This is a genomic window from Pandoraea sp. PE-S2T-3 (genome assembly GCF_002179965.1).
Classification (GTDB): domain Bacteria; phylum Pseudomonadota; class Gammaproteobacteria; order Burkholderiales; family Burkholderiaceae; genus Pandoraea.
Window position 1 is genome coordinate 87,413 of sequence record NZ_NGUQ01000011.1, and the last position, 16,896, is coordinate 104,308.

The 16,896-nt window shown below is 62.4% G+C and carries 17 protein-coding genes; 8 read left to right on the forward strand and 9 right to left on the reverse strand.

The features are described from left to right. The first annotated feature begins 35 nt into the window (after nt 1-35). The 3 genes from CDV46_RS07740 to CDV46_RS07750 all read left to right on the forward strand — a co-directional run bounded on the left by CDV46_RS07740 (nt 36) and on the right by CDV46_RS07750 (nt 3,583). Nucleotides 36-662, forward strand: a complete 627-nt coding sequence (locus CDV46_RS07740; protein WP_087686633.1) for a LysE family translocator — start codon at nt 36-38, stop codon at nt 660-662. Nucleotides 663-709: 47 nt separating this feature from the next. Then, nucleotides 710-1,546, forward strand: coding sequence for a DUF3047 domain-containing protein (locus tag CDV46_RS07745; RefSeq protein ID WP_087722247.1), 837 nt, complete (start codon nt 710-712; stop codon nt 1,544-1,546). Between the two features lie 315 nt (nt 1,547-1,861). Continuing rightward, nucleotides 1,862-3,583: a peptidoglycan D,D-transpeptidase FtsI family protein gene (locus tag CDV46_RS07750; RefSeq protein ID WP_254915959.1), complete on the forward strand. Its 1,722-nt coding sequence runs from the start codon at nt 1,862-1,864 to the stop codon at nt 3,581-3,583. A gap of 237 nt (nt 3,584-3,820) precedes the next feature. On the opposite strand, the gene CDV46_RS27055 is transcribed toward CDV46_RS07750, so the two are convergent. From CDV46_RS27055 to CDV46_RS07770, 5 genes are all read right to left on the reverse strand, one after another. Beyond that, nucleotides 3,821-4,186 carry a cytochrome o ubiquinol oxidase subunit IV gene (locus CDV46_RS27055; RefSeq protein WP_058377759.1) on the reverse strand — a complete coding sequence of 122 codons (366 nt, stop codon included), beginning with the start codon at nt 4,184-4,186 and terminating at the stop codon, nt 3,821-3,823. After that, nucleotides 4,187-4,813, reverse strand: a complete 627-nt coding sequence (locus CDV46_RS27060; RefSeq protein WP_058377758.1) for a cytochrome o ubiquinol oxidase subunit III — start codon at nt 4,811-4,813, stop codon at nt 4,187-4,189. Nucleotides 4,814-4,815: 2 nt separating this feature from the next. After that, entirely contained in the window at nt 4,816-6,795 is a 1,980-nt protein-coding gene (gene cyoB / locus CDV46_RS07760; RefSeq protein WP_087687186.1) for a cytochrome o ubiquinol oxidase subunit I, read from the reverse strand. A 15-nt stretch (nt 6,796-6,810) separates the two neighbouring features. After that, nucleotides 6,811-7,887, reverse strand: coding sequence for a ubiquinol oxidase subunit II (cyoA, locus tag CDV46_RS07765; RefSeq protein ID WP_084656064.1), 1,077 nt, complete (start codon nt 7,885-7,887; stop codon nt 6,811-6,813). Between the two features lie 511 nt (nt 7,888-8,398). Continuing rightward, the gene (locus tag CDV46_RS07770) at nt 8,399-9,028 is read right to left on the reverse strand and encodes a LysE family translocator (RefSeq protein ID WP_058377756.1); all 630 of its coding nucleotides are present in this window, start codon (nt 9,026-9,028) and stop codon (nt 8,399-8,401) included. 269 nt (nt 9,029-9,297) lie between these two features. Here CDV46_RS07770 and CDV46_RS07775 point away from each other — a divergent pair, with 269 nt between their 5' ends. Then, entirely contained in the window at nt 9,298-9,762 is a 465-nt protein-coding gene (locus tag CDV46_RS07775; protein ID WP_058377755.1) for an Lrp/AsnC family transcriptional regulator, read from the forward strand. Between the two features lie 122 nt (nt 9,763-9,884). Then, complete coding sequence (locus tag CDV46_RS07780) at nt 9,885-11,441, forward strand: sensor domain-containing diguanylate cyclase (protein ID WP_249277388.1); 1,557 nt, start codon at nt 9,885-9,887, stop codon at nt 11,439-11,441. Here the strand turns inward: CDV46_RS07780 and CDV46_RS07785 are convergent. Together CDV46_RS07785 and CDV46_RS07790 are read right to left on the reverse strand one after the other, a co-directional pair. After that, nucleotides 11,348-12,463, reverse strand: a complete 1,116-nt coding sequence (locus tag CDV46_RS07785; RefSeq protein WP_087722248.1) for a LysR family transcriptional regulator — start codon at nt 12,461-12,463, stop codon at nt 11,348-11,350. The genes CDV46_RS07780 and CDV46_RS07785 overlap by 94 nt on opposite strands. Further along, nucleotides 12,460-13,953 (reverse strand): MFS transporter, encoded by a 1,494-nt coding sequence (locus CDV46_RS07790; protein ID WP_087722249.1) that lies wholly within the window; start codon nt 13,951-13,953, stop codon nt 12,460-12,462. Before CDV46_RS07790 ends, CDV46_RS07785 begins: the two co-directional genes overlap by 4 nt. Before the next feature lie 128 nt (nt 13,954-14,081). Here CDV46_RS07790 and CDV46_RS07795 point away from each other — a divergent pair, with 128 nt between their 5' ends. After that, nucleotides 14,082-14,684, forward strand: coding sequence for a helix-turn-helix transcriptional regulator (locus tag CDV46_RS07795; protein WP_369597103.1), 603 nt, complete (start codon nt 14,082-14,084; stop codon nt 14,682-14,684). A 55-nt stretch (nt 14,685-14,739) separates the two neighbouring features. Here the strand turns inward: CDV46_RS07795 and CDV46_RS07800 are convergent, their stop codons facing one another. Further along, nucleotides 14,740-15,057 carry a YnfA family protein gene (locus CDV46_RS07800; protein WP_058377750.1) on the reverse strand — a complete coding sequence of 106 codons (318 nt, stop codon included), beginning with the start codon at nt 15,055-15,057 and terminating at the stop codon, nt 14,740-14,742. A gap of 114 nt (nt 15,058-15,171) precedes the next feature. Between CDV46_RS07800 and CDV46_RS07805 the strand changes: the two genes are divergently transcribed. Both CDV46_RS07805 and CDV46_RS07810 read left to right on the forward strand, forming a co-directional pair. Then, the gene (locus CDV46_RS07805) at nt 15,172-15,375 is read left to right on the forward strand and encodes a SlyX family protein (protein ID WP_058380156.1); all 204 of its coding nucleotides are present in this window, start codon (nt 15,172-15,174) and stop codon (nt 15,373-15,375) included. A 169-nt stretch (nt 15,376-15,544) separates the two neighbouring features. Further along, a complete protein-coding gene (locus CDV46_RS07810) occupies nt 15,545-16,150 on the forward strand; it encodes a DUF1439 domain-containing protein (protein WP_087686626.1) in 606 nt (201 codons plus the stop codon). Nucleotides 16,151-16,310: 160 nt separating this feature from the next. On the opposite strand, the gene CDV46_RS07815 is transcribed toward CDV46_RS07810, so the two are convergent. After that, a complete protein-coding gene (locus CDV46_RS07815; protein WP_058377748.1) occupies nt 16,311-16,736 on the reverse strand; it encodes an organic hydroperoxide resistance protein in 426 nt (141 codons plus the stop codon). Between the last annotated feature and the right edge of the window lie 160 nt (nt 16,737-16,896).

Here is a 16,896-nt window from a genome sequence, read left to right on the forward strand (position 1 = left end):
GCCACTATTAGACGGCCCTGATCCACGGAGACCCCATGCCGACCATTGCCACCCTCGCCACGTTCTTCGCCGTCGTGCTCGGGCTGTTCCTGATTCCCGGCCCTGCCGTGCTGCTCACCATTACCCGCACCGTGCAGGGTGGGCGCCGCGCCGGCATCATGACCGGCATGGGTATCGCCCTCGGCGACCTCGTCCATACCCTGTGTGCAGCCGTGGGCTTGTCGGCCGTGCTGATGACCTCTGCGCTCGCGTTCGACGTCGTCAAGTACATCGGGGCGGCCTACCTGATCTATCTCGGTATCAAGGCGCTGCGTGAGCGCCCGAGCGATCCGCAGTTGCCCGTGGCGCCGCAGGTGTCGCCCACGCGCGCGTTTGCGCAGGCCGTCGCCACCGAAGTGCTCAACCCCAAGACCGCGCTCTTCTTCCTCGCCTTCATGCCGCAGTTCGTGCATGCGAGCGAAGGCAACGTGTTCATGCAGTTTCTGGTGCTGGGCATGGTGTTCGTCGCCATGAGCGCCGTGTACACGGCCGCGATCGCCCTGTCGGTACGCCCGCTCGGCCGCTTTGTGAAGCGCTTTACGTGGCTGCTGCGCTGGCAGGGCAAGATCATCGGCACCATCTTCATCGGACTGGGGTTGCGCGTCGCCATGCAGCAGCGGTAAGTGTTCCGGGGCCTGCCGCGCCCCTCTCAAAGCCGGAGTCGCTCACTATGCAACGCATCGTCTCGCCGCTTCGCAATTCCCGCAATTCCCGCATTTCCAGCACCTGCCGCCGCCCGGTGATTCCTCCGGGCGCGCGCGCCCTTCGCGCTGCCTGCGCCGCCGCACTCGCCCTCACGCTCGTTGGCCTTGCCCCGGGCGCGGCCCTCGCGGCGGATAGCGATACCGGAAGCGGCGCCCTCTTCTCGCAAGCGCCCGCGGGCAGTGCGTTGCCTGTTGGCGCGCAGAACCTGCCGGTCGTCAAAGGCAAGAAGCTCACCCAGTACAACGTCGTCGCTGACGACGGACGCAATGTGATCGAAGCCAAGTCCGTGGATTCGGCTTCGGCGCTCATGTACAAGGGCGACGGCATCGATCTCGCGGCTACCCCGACCGTCTCGTGGCGCTGGAAAGTGGCGGGCGCCATTCCCGGGGCCGACAACCGCGAAGCTGACAAAGAAGACTCGCCGGCGCGGATCGTCTTCTTCTTCGACGGCGACAAGTCGTCGCTACCCTTCGGCGACCGGGCAGCGATGAGCCTCGCCAAAGCGGGCGGGGAAGACCTGCCCTACGCCACGTTGATGTACATCTGGTCCAACGATGCCGCCCCCGGCAGCGTCATCCAGAACCCGCATACCGACCGCGTGCAGATGCTCGTCGTGGCGGGTGGCGACGCCAGCATCGGCAAATGGCAGTCCTTCTCGCGCAATCTCGCGGCCGACTACGAGCGTGTTTATCACCAGAAGCCCGGCAAGTTGATGGGCTATGGGGTTTTCACCGACAGCGACAACACGCACGCGAGTGCGCACGCGTGGTACGGCGACGTCCGGTTCGGCGCAGCGAAGTAGTGGCACCGAAGCGGATGGGAGCGGCCGGAAGCGGGCGTTTTTCCGCCGATTTTTCGTGTCCGGTTTCACCTGCTGACACCCATACGCGACCGCGTCGCAACGTCATCGAAAAAAACGCTGCAAGCCCCGTGTGACGGGGCTTTTGCGCTATTGCAACAGTCGCTTGCGTGCTACGCTATCTGGCCTAGAATTTGAGCCAGAGTCTGTTGATTGGCTCACCGCAGTCATCGCATCTCAACGCCCCGCGAGCGCCATGCAAAGAAACGCCAGCCCAAGGACGTCACGTTCTCCGCCAGTCCGGTCCTTCAATCGCGCATGTCCTTGTGGCGCTCCAAACTCGTCGTCATCGTCATCACCCTCGCGTTCATCGGCTTGGTCGTGCGTGCCTTCTGGATTGCGGGCCCCGGCAACGGCTTCTATATCGCGCAGGGTGAAAAGCGTTACGAGCACACCATCGTCATGCCGGCCGTGCGCGGCAAGATCGAAGACCGCGACGGTCGCGTGCTGGCCACCAGCCTGCCCATGCGTACCGTGTGGGCCGTGCCGACCGAAGTACCGGACGACCTGTCCGACAGCGATATCCAGCAGGCGAGCAAATTACTCGACATGCCGGCCAAGGACTTGCGCAGCAAGTTGATCGGCGAGAAGAAATTCGTCTATATCAAGCGGCAGGTATCGCCCGAGATCGGCAAGCAGGTGGAAGCACTGGGCATTCCCGGCGTGTACGAGAGCAGCGAGTACAAGCGTTTCTATCCCGAAGGCGACGTTGCCGCCCACGTCGTGGGTTTCACCAACGTCGAGGACAAGGGGCAGGAAGGCATGGAGTTGGGCGAAGAGCCGTTGCTTGAAGGCGCAGCCGGGGTGAGGCGCGTCATCAAGGATCGAATCGGCCGCACCATTCAGGACCTTGACGACTCCAGCCCGCCGCGCGACGGCAAGGACATTCGTCTGACGCTCGATACTCGCGTGCAGTACATCGCGTACGAGGCATTGAAGAACGCACTGGATCGCACCGGCGCGAAGGCGGCGATGGCCGTCGTCATCGACGCCAAGACCGGACAGGTGTTGGCGCTGGCCAACTTCCCGACGTACAACCCCAATGATCGGGAGCATTTGACTGGTGAGCAGTTGCGAAACCGGGTGTTTACCGACGTATTCGAGCCGGGTTCGATTCTCAAGCCGTTCACGATGGCGTTGGCGTTGGACTTGCATCGTCTGACGCCGGCCACGCTTATCGACACAGGCCCGGGCCGCTATGTGTTCGAGGGTGCGACCATCAGCGACGACAGCGCGAACGGGGTATTGACGGCGGCGGGTGTGATTCAGAAGTCGAGCAACATTGGCATGACCAAGGTGTCGACCATGTTGCGGGCGGAGGAGATGTGGGACATGTTCACCGAGATTGGGTTGGGTCAGCAGCCGAAGCTCGGTTTCCCGGGTGCTGTCTCGGGGAGATTACGTCCGTACAAATCGTGGCGTCGCATCGAGCAGGCCACCATGGCGTACGGCTATGGTATTTCGGCGTCGTTGTTCCAGTTGGCGCGGGCGTACACCATCTTTGCGAACGATGGGGTGTTGGTACCGATCACGATCATCAAGCCGGACGCGCAGGTGCAGCCGGAGGGGGTGCGAGTGATTGATAGCCGTACGGCATCGGAGATGCGAAAGATGTTGGCGGCCGTGGTGGATACGGGGGGTACGGCGACGACGGCGCAGGTGGCGGGATACAGCATTGGGGGCAAGACGGGCACGGCGTACAAGGCGGGTGTGCACGGCTACGATCACTCGAAGTATCGGGCGTCGTTTGTGGGGATTGCGCCGTTGTCGGCGCCGAGATTGGTGATTGCGGTGTCGGTGGATGAGCCGAAGGCATCGCAGCACTTTGGGGGACAGGCGGCGGGCCCGGCGTTTGCGGAAATCGCGTCCCAGGCGTTGCCTTTGCTGGGTATCAGACCGGACTTGCCGGTGAGGCCGGGAGTGATATTGGCCGCACCGACCACGGATACACCGGCGGACGACCCGGGACCGCATGGATAGGGTGGGAGTGGTGAAACGACGGGAAATATGAGCGGTGATTGCCGGCCCTCTGGCGGAGCGACTTTAAATTGGAGTGAGCCGGAGGGCCGGCAAGCGCCGCGGGCCGGGGTGGCGGGAGAGGACGGAGCGGGTAGTCAAACGGTCGGCGTCATCGCATCGTGAGCCTCAAGACAAAAAGGGCAGTTCGATCATTCGAACTGCCCTTTTTGTTTACCACTAACACCGAGAAGGAAGAACTTACATCCCCGGCATCATCAGCGAGTTAGCGTTGTGCATGATCCACAGCGAGCCCACGAGCACGATCACGACGATCAGGCCGGTGAACAGGAACGCCATGATGTTCCAGCGTTGTTCCGACGAGCGGTCCATGTGCAGGAAGTAGATCAGGTGAACGATCATCTGGATCAGGGCTGCGCCGAGAATCAGCGGCAGCACTGTCGACGGGGGCATCGTGCCGTCCATCACCAGTTTGAACGGCACCACGGTCAGGATCACTGCGAGCACGAAGCCGATCAGATACGACTTCACGCTGCCGTGGCTGCCACCGGCGGCATTATGGCCAGCTTCGTGGCCGTGCGATTGCACCGATTTGCTATTGCTCATTTACATCGCTCCCATCAGGTACACGACCGTGAACACGCCGATCCAGACCACGTCCAAGAAGTGCCAGAACAGCGAGAGGCACTGGAGGCGGGTCGTGTTCGTCGAGCTCAGGCCCTTCTTGCCGATCTGGAACATCAGCACGGCCATCCACAGCAGGCCCGAGGCCACGTGCAGACCGTGGGTGCCCACGAGCGCGAAGAACGACGACAGGAATGCGCTGCGTTGCGGGCCGGCGCCTTCCAGGATCAGGTGATGGAACTCATACAGTTCCATGCCGATGAACGCGGCGCCCAGCAGCCACGTCACCGCCAGCCAACCCATGACCGTGCCCTTCTTGCCGCCGTGCAGGCCGACCATGGCAAAGCCGTAGGTGATCGACGAGAACAGCAGGATGAACGTTTCGACCAGCACAAACTTCAGGTCGAACAGTTCCTTGCCGGTGGGGCCGCCTGCCGACGAGTCACGCAGCACCGCGAAGGTGGCGAACAGGCCGGCAAACAGCACCAAGTCGGTCATCAGGTACACCCAGAAACCGAAGATCGTATTGCCGCCGGTGTCGTGGTGCGCGTGGTCATGCGCATGCGCATCCGCATGCGAGCCCGTGTGTTTAAGAACTTCGCTCGTCATGATTAAGCCTTTGCTGCTACAGCCAGTGCCTGATGGTGGGCCTTTTCAATGGCCACCACTTCCGGCGACTGCACGTAGTAGTCGATCGAATCGTCGTTGCTGCGGCAGATGAATGCCACGATCATGCCGACGAAGCCAACGATAGCCAGCCACCAGATGTGCCAGATTGCGGCGAAACCGAACACCAGCGAGAACACGCTGATGATGAAACCGGCGCCGGTGTTCTTCGGCATGTGGATCGGGGCGTAGCTCGTCTTCAGATCGCTCTTGATGCCGTGTTCCTTGCGGTAGGCCAGCTCGTCCACATCGTGCACGCGCGGCTCTTCGGCAAAGTTGTAGAACTGCGGCGGCGAGGACGTCATCCACTCCAGCGTACGGCCGTTCCAGGGGTCACCCGTCGTATCGGCAAGCGCCTTGCGGTTCTTGATCGACACCACCACTTGCAGCACCTGGAAGGCGATACCGGCGGCGATGAACAGCGCACCGATCAGTGCGGCGATCAGCCACGGCTGCCAGGCCGGGTTGTCGTAGTGGTTCAGACGGCGCGTCATGCCCATCAGACCCAGCACGTACAGCGGCATGAAGGCCAGGTAGAAACCGATGATCCAGCACCAGAAGCTGTACTTGCCCAGACGTTCGTCGAGCTTGAAGCCGAAAGCCTTCGGGAACCAGTAGTTCATACCGGCGATGTAACCGAACAGCACGCCACCGATGATCACGTTGTGGAAGTGAGCAATCAGGAACAGCGAGTTGTGCAGCACGAAGTCAGCGCCCGGCACGGCGAGCAGCACGCCCGTCATACCGCCGATCACGAACGTCACGATGAAGCCCAGCGTCCAGAGCACCGGCACGGTCATTTGCACGCGACCGCGGTACATCGTGAACAGCCAGTTGAAGATCTTCACGCCCGTCGGGATCGAGATGATCATCGTCGCGATACCGAAGAACGCGTTCACGCTGGCACCCGAGCCCATCGTGAAGAAGTGGTGCGCCCACACGAGGAACGACAGCACCATGATCGCGGCCGTGGCGTACACCATCGACTTGTAGCCGAACAGCTTCTTGCCCGAGAACGTCGAGATGATTTCCGAGAAGATACCGAACGCCGGCAGAATCAGGATGTACACCTCAGGGTGACCCCAGATCCAGATCAGGTTGATATACATCATCGGGTTGCCGCCCAACTCATTCGTAAAGAAATGGAAGTCGAGGTAGCGGTCGAGCGAGAGCAGCGCCAGGGTCACCGTCAGCACCGGGAACGCGGCGCACACCAGCACCATCGTGCACAGTGCCGTCCACGTGAAGACCGGCATCTTCATCAGGTTCATGCCCGGAGCGCGCATCTTCAGAATCGTGACGACGAAGTTCACACCCGTGAGCAACGTCCCCAAGCCTGAAATCTGCAAAGCCCAGATGTAGTAATCCACGCCCACGCCGGGGCTGAATTGAATGCCCGAGAGCGGCGGGTAAGCCAGCCAGCCCGTGCGTGCGAATTCACCCACGCCCAGCGACAGGTTCACCAGTGCCATACCGGCCACGAACAGCCAGAACGACAGCGTATTCAGGAACGGGAAAGCCACGTCGCGTGCGCCGATTTGCAGCGGCACCACGAGGTTCACCAGGCCCGTCATGAACGGCATTGCCACGAAGAAGATCATGATCACGCCGTGGGCGGTGAAGATCTGGTCGTAGTGTTCCGGCGGCAGAATGCCAGGCGAATTGTGGGCGAGTGCCAACTGGGTACGCATCATCATCGCGTCGGCAAAGCCGCGCAACAGCATGACCAGCGCCACGAGCACGTACATGATGCCGATCTTCTTGTGATCGACCGACGTGATCCACTCATTCCACAGGTACTTCCACTTGCCGAAGTAGGTGAGCAGCGCGAGGATGCCCAGCCCACCCAGCACCATCATGCCCACGGCGCCGACGATGATCGGCTCGTGGTACGGGATGGCTTCGAGGGTCAGTTTGCCAAACAGCGTTGACATTGTTGTTTACTCCTTGTGCGCGTGCGCGGCCGTACCGGCGGCGTGCATCGCATGCGCGCCGGCGTCCATGGCCATGGTCATGGGCTGGCCGTTCTGCACGTTCGCTGCCGCAGCCGGAGCTGCCACCGCGTCAGTACCCGCGCCCTTCATTTCCATTTTCATGTCCATGCCCTTCATGTCCATGCCTTCATGGGCATCGTGACCGGCGGCGTGACCCTCGTGCTGCTGAGCCATGCCCGCGGCCATCGGGGCGTGCAGGATCGACTGGAACATGTTCGCGTCGACCGAGCTGTAATACGTCACCGGCGTGTTCTCGCTCATCGGTGCCAGCGTCGACGCGTAGGTCGACTTGTCGAGCACCTTCTTCGACTCACGCACCTTCGTCACCCATTGCTGGAAGTCGTTGTCCGTCATCGCCAGCGTCTTGAAACGCATGCCCGAGAAACCGCCGCCGCTGTAGTTCGCCGAAATGCCGTCGAACGAGCCGACGTGATTCGCGATCAGATGCAGCTTCGTTTCCATGCCGGCCATCGAGTAGATCTGGCTGCCGAGTTCCGGAATGAAGAACGAGTTCATGATCGATTCCGACGTGATCTTGAAATTCACGGGGGTATCGACCGGAACGGCCAGTTCATTGATCGTCGCGATGCCTTGTTCCGGGTAGATGAACAACCACTTGTAGTTCAACGACACCACTTCGACCGTGATCGGCTTCACGTCGCTTTGCAGCGGCTTGTAGGGATCGAGTTCGTGGGTGCTGACCCAGGTAATGCGCGCGAGGATCGCAATAATGATGATCGGCACGAGCCACACCACGACCTCAATGGCCGTCGAGTGAGACCAATTCGGCTCGTAGCGGGCCGACTTGTTGGTCGCGCGGTACTTCCACGCAAACCACAGCGTCATCACGATGACCGGAATCACAACGATCAACATCAGCCAGGTGGCCGTGAGGATCAGGGATTTGGTCTCTTCTCCGACCTGCCCTTTGGGGTTGAGCAGCGCCATGTCGCAGCCAGCCAAAAGCAGCGGCGAACACAAGGCGAGGAGCCTAAGCAATCGCGGGTTTCTGTGTTTCTTCATGTCACACGACAGGGTTGAGTTGGCCAGCGAACGGCACAACACGGGCTTACCGGCCTGATGCAGGGTCGCAGGAGGTTGGCAAGGGTTAAGGTGAGACGGGAGCAGTCGCCGCGCCGGTATTGCACCGGCCGAACTACGACGACTGGGTCATCGAAAAGACGGGAACCGGGGCAGATTGCCGCCCGCAGGCCTCAAGTCACTGTCCGACTTCTTGGCTTTTACTTCCATCACGGTGCGGCATTATGCCGAAGTTTAATAAGGCCGGACATGATGGGCACGGCTGCGCGACAATGTGTCGCGCCGGTCACCCGCGTACGCGCGCGACGTTTTCAACGTAGTTATGGGGGCTTTTGACGGCAAACGCTGTGCAATGCAGCAATTGGGGAACGTTCCCATTTTTCAATAGGTGCGACGTTCTGTCGCACCCATAATTGCGGTGTCGCAGCGAAATGCACCAGGTTGGTGCAATGATTTGCCCAGAGGAAAGTGCGGTAGCTTACCGCGAGTCAGGTCAATCGAGTGACAACCTGAGCGCGAACGCCATGAGCGCCGCCGCGAATGACCAGCGTTGTACTTTTTGTGCAAGCGGGCGCGTGCGCAGCCAGCGCGCAATGTGGGCTGCGCCGAACGTCAGCGTCACGTCGAACACCGCCCCGACCGCCACGAGCAGCACCCCCAACTCCAGCACCTGCGACCACACCGGCCCCGCTTCCGGGCGCACGAACTGCGGCAACAGCACCGAACAAAACAGCAACGCCTTCGGGTTCAGCACGCTGGACAACACGCCACGGCGCACCGCCTGTGTCAGCGGCGGCGCCGCTTCGCGCGACGTCGACAGCGCCTCGATGCCGAACGCCGGCGAGCGCCAGATCTGGATGGCGATCCACGCAAGATAGATCGCGCCGGCAATGCGTACCGTTTCGAACAGCCACGGGGCCGCGCGCAGCAGCGCCGCCACACCACAGGCCGAGAGCGTCACATGACCCGCGCGCGCCAGTGCCAGCCCGACCGACGTTGCCAGCCCGTGCCGCACGCCGCGCACCATGCTCGTCTGCATCACCAGCGCCATGTCGGGGCCGGGCAATGCGTACACCACCACAAGCGCGCCGATGAAAACCGTGAGCAACTGAAGCGAAACCATGAGACGTCTCCGGACCCGGCCACAGCGGCCGGAAAGGTCTACATGATCACGCTAATTCATCGGAGAAACGTGGCGTTTTTCATCAAATACAAGCATTATATTTAGTCGATTCCTCCACACCGAAAGAAATCACAAGACAATCCTCCAAAGTCATTTTTGGCGATATCCGGGCGACCTAAGCCGTCTGGATGAGGGGTAACACTTCCCCAGCACCGCAGATCGTGGTGGAATGCCGTCTTTGCAGCAGATTTTGTAGCGGGATACCCACCATGAACGAACTCGACGCCATCGATCGGGCGATTCTCGCCATCGTCCAGCGCGACGGTCGCATCTCCAACGCCAAGCTCGCCGAGCGCGTGTCACTCTCCGAAACTCCGTGTGCGCGCCGCCTCAAGCGCCTCGAAGCCGATGGCTATATCACCGGCTACCGGGCAGAACTCTCCCGCCGTGCGCTGGGCTTGGGTGTCGTGGCCTTCGTGCACGTGCGCTTTGCCGTGCATGACCGGGCGCTTTCCGAGCAGTTCGAGCGTGAAGTGCAGGCCATCGACCGCATCGTGTCGTGCCACAACATTTCGGGCAGCGCCGACTATCTGCTCGGCGTGGTCGCCACCGATCTCGACGACTACGGCCTGTTCACGCGCGACGTGCTGCGCGCCCTGCCCGGCGTCTCCTCCATCGAATCGATGCTCTCGCTGCGTGAAGTCAAACGCGACACCGGTGCGCCGTTGCTGTGATTCGGTGCGGTTTCTTCCCTGTGGCTTCGTGATTACGGCCCTATTTCGTCCCATAGGGGTTAGGGCCGTTTCACCTTAGAATGACGGCCTGACCCGACTTCAGGTGCCACATGCCGGACGCCATGCCCGCTGTACCTTCCACGTCTTCCGCTGCCCCTGCGGTGGCCCTCCCGAGCGCCGCCAGCGACGACGCCGTCATGTTCGATCTCGCGCCGGTCTCGCTCTGGCTCGAAGACTTCAGCGGCGTGCGGCATCTGTTCGACGAATGGCGGGCGCAGGGCGTGACCGATTTGCGCGCGCACTTCAAGACCGATGCGGCACATGTGTCGGCGTGCTCGCAGCGCATTCGCGTCATCAAGGTCAATCGCAAAACGCTCTCGATGTTCAACGCACCGTCGCTCGACGCGCTCGTGGCCAACCTGCCGCGCGTGTTCCGCGACGACATGCTCAAGACGCATATCGAAGAGCTCTGCCAGCTTTGGGACGGCCGTACGCACTTCACCAGCAAGACTGTCAACTACACGCTCGACGGACGGCGTCTGGACGTGCTGCTCAACGGCTCGGTCCTCCCGGGGCACGAAACCACGCTCGACCGCGTGCTGATTTCGCTCGAAGACGTGACCGAACTCGAACATGCACGCGAGCGCGTGACCATGGGCGAGCAATACGCACGGGGTCTCTTCGAATACTCGCCGGTCTCGTTGTGGGTGGAGGATTTCAGCGCGATCAAGTTGCTGCTCGACGATGCACGTGCGCGCGGCATCACTGACTTCCGCACCTTCACCGACGTGCATCCCGAGTTTGTCGAGCGCTGTATGAACGAGATTCACGTGCTCGACGTGAACCGTCACACGCTCGCGATGTTCGTGGCAACCGACAAGGCCACCCTGCTCTCGCGTCTGCCCGATGTGTTTCGCGACGACATGCGGCACAACTTCCGCGAGCAGTTGATCGATCTGTGGGAGAACAAACTCTTCCAGCAGCGCGAAGTCGTGAACTACGCGCTCGACGGCAACGAGATCAACGTCCACCTGCAATTTGCCGTGCTCCCCGGGCATGAGCCGCGCTGGGATCTGGTGCTCGTCGCGCTCACGGACATCACCGCGCGCAAGAAGGCCGAGTCGTATCTCGAATTCCTCGGCAAGCACGACGTGCTCACCAAGCTGCGCAACCGCTCGTTCTACGTGGATGAATTGAACCGCCTGGAGCGCAAGGGCCCGTTCCCGGTGACGGTGATCGTCGCCGATCTGAACGGACTCAAGGCGGTGAACGACCAGCTCGGACACGCCGCTGGCGACGCGCTGCTGCGTCGCGCCGGCGAAGTGCTCGGCAAGTCGGTGGTGGCGCCGCAGATTGCGGCGCGCATTGGCGGCGACGAATTTGCGCTGCTGCTGCCGTCAACCGATGCGACGGGTGGTGCAGCGATGATGGAGAGCATTCGTCAGCTCGTCGAACTCAACAACTCGTTCTATCCGGGCACGCCGCTGTCGTTCTCGATGGGCATGGCCACGTGCGAGGCCGGTGAGCGCCTCGAAGCCACCGTGCAGAAGGCCGATCTGCTGATGTACGAAGAAAAGCGCAATCACTACGCCGGCAGTCTGAATGAGCGTCGCGTGCTGGACGGCTTGCCCTCCGGCAGCGGACCGGCGGGTGGCGTGGGCGGCGCGGGTGGTGCATAGCGCTGCTGCGTAGCGAGCGGCTCGCAAATCTGCGCGAGCCAGTCGACGAAGGCGCGCACGCGCGGTGAGACGCGCTTTTGCGCGGGGTACGCCACCGAGAGCCGCAACGGCGGTGGCGGACATTTCGGCAACACCGGCACCAGACGTCCCGAGGCGAGATACGGGGCCGCCGCCAACACTGTCGGTTGAATCAGACCGAGCCCTTCGAGCCCTGCGGCAAGATACGCAGCTTCATCGCCCACATGAAGTTGTCCGCGTGTGCGCACGCACGTGGCCCGGTCGCCGACCATCAACATCAGATCGCCGCAACGGGCAGTGACCAATGCAGGCGGCGGCGAGGTGGCAAGCATCGAACCGAGCGCAGGCAGCGCGTCATTCGCCGCCGAAGCCGACATCGACGCTGATACCGAAGCAGAAGCTAGCGGCTCCGCAGGCGCCGTCAGCCATTTCACCGATGTGTGTGCGGTCAGCGCTTCGAGATCGTCGGGCACGCCATGCGTGTCGAGATAGCGACGGCTCGCACACGTCACACGCGGCAAGTCCCCCAGATGCCGCGCCACCAGCCGCGAATCGGGCAACTCGCCCAACACCACCCCGCACTCCACACCGTCGCCACGCCAGTCGCCGTGCGCGGGCGTCGCATCGATTGCGATTTCGAGCCCGGGGTAGCGCGCCTGAAATTCTGCCAACGCCGGCATCACGACTTCACGCGCGATGACCGGTGGCAACACGATGGCAAGGCGTCCGCGCAACTGCACTTCGGCACCGAACAGTCCCGCTTCCACCTCTTCGATGTCGGCGAGTATCGCCGCACACCGCTCGTAATAGACGGCCCCTTCGATCGTGAGCGCGACACGCCGCGTCGAGCGCGTGAAGAGTGCCACGCCGAACCAGCGCTCGAGATGCTGCACCTGCGTCGTCGCCGTGGCGCGCGGCAGGTCGAGCGAGGCCGCTGCCTTGGTGAAACTGCCGACGTCGGCCACACGCACGAACGTGCGCATGGCGGTGATCCGATCGATCATGATGCCTCCTGCTCCTGCTCGGAAAGAGACGCCGCGGGCGCTGCGACGCGGCCACGCAAAGCCAGCACGGCAGCCGCCGCCGGTGCCAGCGCAAATACGGCAAACAACCAGACCGACGCACGCTGCACGTCGGCGTATTGCCCATCGGCCAAACCGGCCAAGTTCGCGACAAGCCCTGCCAATGCGGAGCCAAGCGCCATCGAATACAACTGCACAGTGGTGATCGAGGCCGACGCCAGATGCACTTCGCCCGGACGCGCCGCGGTCATCACTCGCGTGAGCAAATGCGGCCAGCCCATGCCGACACCGACGCCGACCGCAAACAGCGCGATGCAGAGCGCCGTGACGCCCGTCGCCGTTTCGAACAGCGCGGCCTGCGGCAACAACCAGGCGAGTGCGACCATGCCGAGCGTGACGATAACGGGCCCCAACCGCACGCGCTGTTCAGCGGCGTTGCCGTGTCGTCCTGCACTCGTCATCGAGCCGACCGACCAACCGGCCGCCATGAGCGCCGCCAGATAACCGGCAGCAAACGGCGTCTGACCGTGCAGGGTTTGCAGGAAATACGGGATATAGATTTCGCTCGTCGTCGCGATGCCAAGCAAGCTCATCGCCGCATACAGCGCGCCGAGCCGCGTGCGCATCGAATACGCCCCGGTCGGCAGCAGGCGCGGCACCGCATGACGGGCGCTGCGCTCACGCTGGGCGAGCCACCACGCCAGCGCCAGACCCACGATCACCCACGCGGCGGCCATCAGATGTGAGCTGACCACGGCAGCCAGCGAAATCGCCACGACCGACGCCGACAGCAGAATCACCTTGAACCACGGTACGGCATGGTTTTCGTCGGCTTGCGTTGCGTCTGCGCTCCCCGACGCTTGCGAAACGCGCCCGGCCGGCACCTGCGCACGAATGATCAGCGCGAGCCCGACCACCACCGGCAACAGCGACCAGAACGCCCAGCGCCAGTGGCCGAATTGCGCGAACACACCACCCACGGCGGGCCCGCACAACGTGGCCACGCCCCACATGCCCGAGACCAATCCCATCGCTCGCGACCACAACGGCGGCGCGAACACCACGCGAATCAGCGCATAACTGAGCGAGAGCAGAATGCCACCGCCGAAGCCCTGCAACGTGCGCCCTGCCAGCATCCACGCCATCGTGGGGGCCGCCGCACAAACGATCGTGCCCGCGCTGAAACCGATCAGGGCCGCGACGTACGCCGTGCGCGGCCCGAGCGACGTGAAGAGTTTCGACGCGAACACCGCCCCGAGAATCGACGCCACCACAAACAGTGTGGTGTTCCACGAGTAGAGATCGAGACCACCGATCTCGCGCACGATCGAGGGCAGCACCGTCGTCGCGACATACACATTGGTGGCGTGCAATGCCACACCGCCTGCCAGCGCCAGCGATCGCCAGCCATTGTTGCCGGTCAACAGATCACGCCATCCCGGCGCCGCAGCATTTGTCGTCGTTGTTGTCATGGATGGACAGCCGGCCGCAGGCCGACTAATATGCAAGATAATTCTTGGATATTACATGCGGCACAATGAATTACCCAAATAACCACTTGGATAATAGGGCAACGGTTCCGAATGCTGCACACGAGCGTGTGTTGCATTGGCTCAAGACACAGGGACCGGCGTCGACGGCAGAGGTCGCGTCCGCGCTGGGCATCACGGCGGAAGCGGCGCGTCAGCAGGTGCAGAAGCTGGTGGCCGACGGTCTGGTCGTGGGCGAGACGATGCCGTCACGCGGCGCCGGGCGCCCGCGTCAGGCGTGGATGCTCACCGGTGCCGGTCACAACCGCTTTCCCGATGCGCATTCCCATCTGACGATTCAGTTGATCGGCTCGATCAAACAGCTCTTCGGCGACGAAGGGCTGCATCGACTGATCTCGCAACGCGCGGCGGAAACGCGGGCGCAGTACAAGCACGCGGTCGATCCGCTGCCGACGCTGTCGCAACGGCTGACGCGGCTCGCGGAGATTCGGTCGGCGGAGGGCTATATGGCGCGCGTCGAGCGCGACGGCGACGACTGGCTGCTAATCGAAGATCACTGCCCGATCTGCGCCGCCGCCAAGACGTGTCAGGGCTTTTGCAGCAGCGAGCTGGAGCTGTTTCAAGAGTTGGTGGGCGCGCGCGGCACCGTCACGCGCGAAACGCATATTCTCACGGGCGGGCAGCGCTGCACGTATCGCGTTCGGACGACGTGAGCGGCTGGCGATCAGGCACGCGAGGCCTGATGCACGACGTGAGGATTACGCCGATTCAGCGCGGCTGAAACGCAATCAGGCCCATGCCCAGCAGCGCCACCGCCACGCCGGCCAGATCCCACGGGGTTGGGCGCATGCCGTCGACGGCCCACAACCAGACGATGGCGACCGTGATGTATACGCCGCCATACGCCGCATACACGCGCCCGGCAGCCGCCGGATGCAACGTGAGCAACCACGCGAACAATGCGAGCGCCAGCGCGCCGGGGACCAGCAGCCATGCACTGCGATCCTGTCGAAGCCACAGCCACGGCAGATAGCAGCCCACGATTTCCGCCACAGCCGTGACGACATAAAGCAGAAAGGTTTTCATGGTGCGATTATGCCCAGAACCCCTGCCACGTCCGGCAAAGGCCTACATCGTGTGCGTCAATGCGCCGGTTGATGGCCTACAATGCCGCGTTCACCGGAGAAGGTCATGGAATCATTGGAATCGCGCATCGTCGAACTCGAAGTCAAGACGGCGTTTCAGGAAGACCTGATCGAGACGCTCAACGAGATCGTCACGCGTCAGGAGCGGCAGATCGATCTGCTGCAAAAGCAGTTCAGCGCGCTGTACCAGCAAATGCTGTCGCAGGGACAGGGCGGCAACGACAGCAATCCGCGTCACGAAATCCCCCCGCACTATTGATGGCATCCGGCAGGCAGCGCGCCCGTTCCGAACGAATCGGCGTTGGCGCAGTCCCAGCACCATCGACGGTTTGCGCACGGACCTCCCGTGCGATTACGTCTCCCGAGGCCTCCCGGCCCATCGCGATATGACTTCACGCCGTAGCTTGCCCCGCATTTCCACGGCCGATATGGCCCACGTCACCGACGAGCGCGCCGCGCCCTCACGCCGCGACCTGCTGCGTCTCGCCGCTGCCGGTGCGCTGGGTCTCGTGCTTGTCCCGGTCGTACGTCCGGCACGCGCCGCGTACAACATCTGGACGGGGGAATACACGATGACGCGTCAGGAAATCGAGAGCGCAGTCGACAAGCGCTTCCCGACGACGCTGCGTTACGGCCAGTTGCTCTCTGTGGAGTTGGCGCATCCGCAACTCGGATTCAATCCGCAGGCCAATCGCGTGAACACGCAGGTCGACGCGCAGGTGGCCAACGTGTTGATCGGCGGGCAACCGCTCAAAGGCGTGATCGCCATGTCGAGCGCGCTCAAATACGATCCGGTCAAACGGGCGGTCGTGCTCGACAATCCGAGCGTCGAGCGCGTGGATGTCGACGGCATGCCACCTGCCTATGGCCAGCAACTGAGTGCCGTCGGTGGCACCGTCGCCCAGCAGGTGCTCAACCAATACGCGATCTACACCTTCAAGCCGGAACAACTGCGCTACGGCGGACGCGATGTCGAACCCGGCGCGATCACCGTGCTGCCCGACGGCATCAAGGTCGAGGTCAAGACGAAGTAGCCGAAGTAGTCGAAGCGGCGCGATGCGCGACGCGATCTGCAAAATGAAAAGGGCTGAGTTGCCGTATGGCACTCAGCCCTTTTTGCATCGCTGCCGATGCTTCAGCCTCAATGAATCGACGTCAAAGCATCAACATCGGCGAATCGGCGCAGCGTCCTGCTCAGACCACCGTCAGCGTCACGTCGATATTGCCGCGCGTCGCGTTCGAGTACGGGCACACGATGTGGGCCTTTTGCACCAGCGCTTCGACCACGGCACGATCCAGTCCCGGCACGCTGATCTTCAGTTCGGCCTGAATGCCGAAGCCCGTCGGGATCTGGCCGATACCGACGCTGCCGTCGATCTTCGTTTCAGCCGGAAGTGCGACCTTTTCCTTGCCGGCGACAAACTTCAACGCGCCCAGGAAGCAAGCCGAGTAACCGGCGGCGAACAGTTGTTCCGGATTGGTGCCGCCCACGCCCGGGCCGCCCATTTCCTTGGGCACTACCAACTTCACATCAAGCACACCGTCCGACGAAACGGCGCGGCCGTCACGGCCCCCGGTGGCGGTGGCATGAGCGGTGTACAGCACTTTTTCGATCGACATGACGAACTCCTGGTAAGTGGAAAAACGATCTTAATGCACCTGCCTGACGATAACCGTGACGCTAACCGATTTCCTGCGTCCCGTTTGTCTGGCTTTAGACAACAACCTCACATTTATTTATCTACTCATAGATAGATAAATGAACTCAAATAAACGGGAG

Bases quoted from the DNA above. Each gene is read 5' to 3' on its own strand.
- CDV46_RS07750 (WP_254915959.1), top strand. From the start codon at position 1,862: ATGTCCTTGTGGCGCTCCAAACTCGTCGTCATCGTCATCACCCTCGCG.
- CDV46_RS07740 (WP_087686633.1), top strand. From the start codon at position 36: ATGCCGACCATTGCCACCCTCGCCACGTTCTTCGCCGTCGTGCTCGGG.
- CDV46_RS07810 (WP_087686626.1), top strand. From the start codon at position 15,545: ATGGCCCACGTCACCGACGAGCGCGCCGCGCCCTCACGCCGCGACCTG.
- CDV46_RS07780 (WP_249277388.1), top strand. From the start codon at position 9,885: ATGCCCGCTGTACCTTCCACGTCTTCCGCTGCCCCTGCGGTGGCCCTC.
- CDV46_RS07790 (WP_087722249.1), bottom strand. From the start codon at position 13,953: ATGACAACAACGACGACAAATGCTGCGGCGCCGGGATGGCGTGATCTG.
- CDV46_RS27060 (WP_058377758.1), bottom strand. From the start codon at position 4,813: ATGACGAGCGAAGTTCTTAAACACACGGGCTCGCATGCGGATGCGCAT.
- cyoA (WP_084656064.1), bottom strand. From the start codon at position 7,887: ATGAAGAAACACAGAAACCCGCGATTGCTTAGGCTCCTCGCCTTGTGT.
- CDV46_RS27055 (WP_058377759.1), bottom strand. From the start codon at position 4,186: ATGAGCAATAGCAAATCGGTGCAATCGCACGGCCACGAAGCTGGCCAT.
- CDV46_RS07775 (WP_058377755.1), top strand. From the start codon at position 9,298: ATGAACGAACTCGACGCCATCGATCGGGCGATTCTCGCCATCGTCCAG.
- CDV46_RS07770 (WP_058377756.1), bottom strand. From the start codon at position 9,028: ATGGTTTCGCTTCAGTTGCTCACGGTTTTCATCGGCGCGCTTGTGGTG.
- CDV46_RS07815 (WP_058377748.1), bottom strand. From the start codon at position 16,736: ATGTCGATCGAAAAAGTGCTGTACACCGCTCATGCCACCGCCACCGGG.
- CDV46_RS07785 (WP_087722248.1), bottom strand. From the start codon at position 12,463: ATGATCGATCGGATCACCGCCATGCGCACGTTCGTGCGTGTGGCCGAC.
- CDV46_RS07800 (WP_058377750.1), bottom strand. From the start codon at position 15,057: ATGAAAACCTTTCTGCTTTATGTCGTCACGGCTGTGGCGGAAATCGTG.
- CDV46_RS07745 (WP_087722247.1), top strand. From the start codon at position 710: ATGCAACGCATCGTCTCGCCGCTTCGCAATTCCCGCAATTCCCGCATT.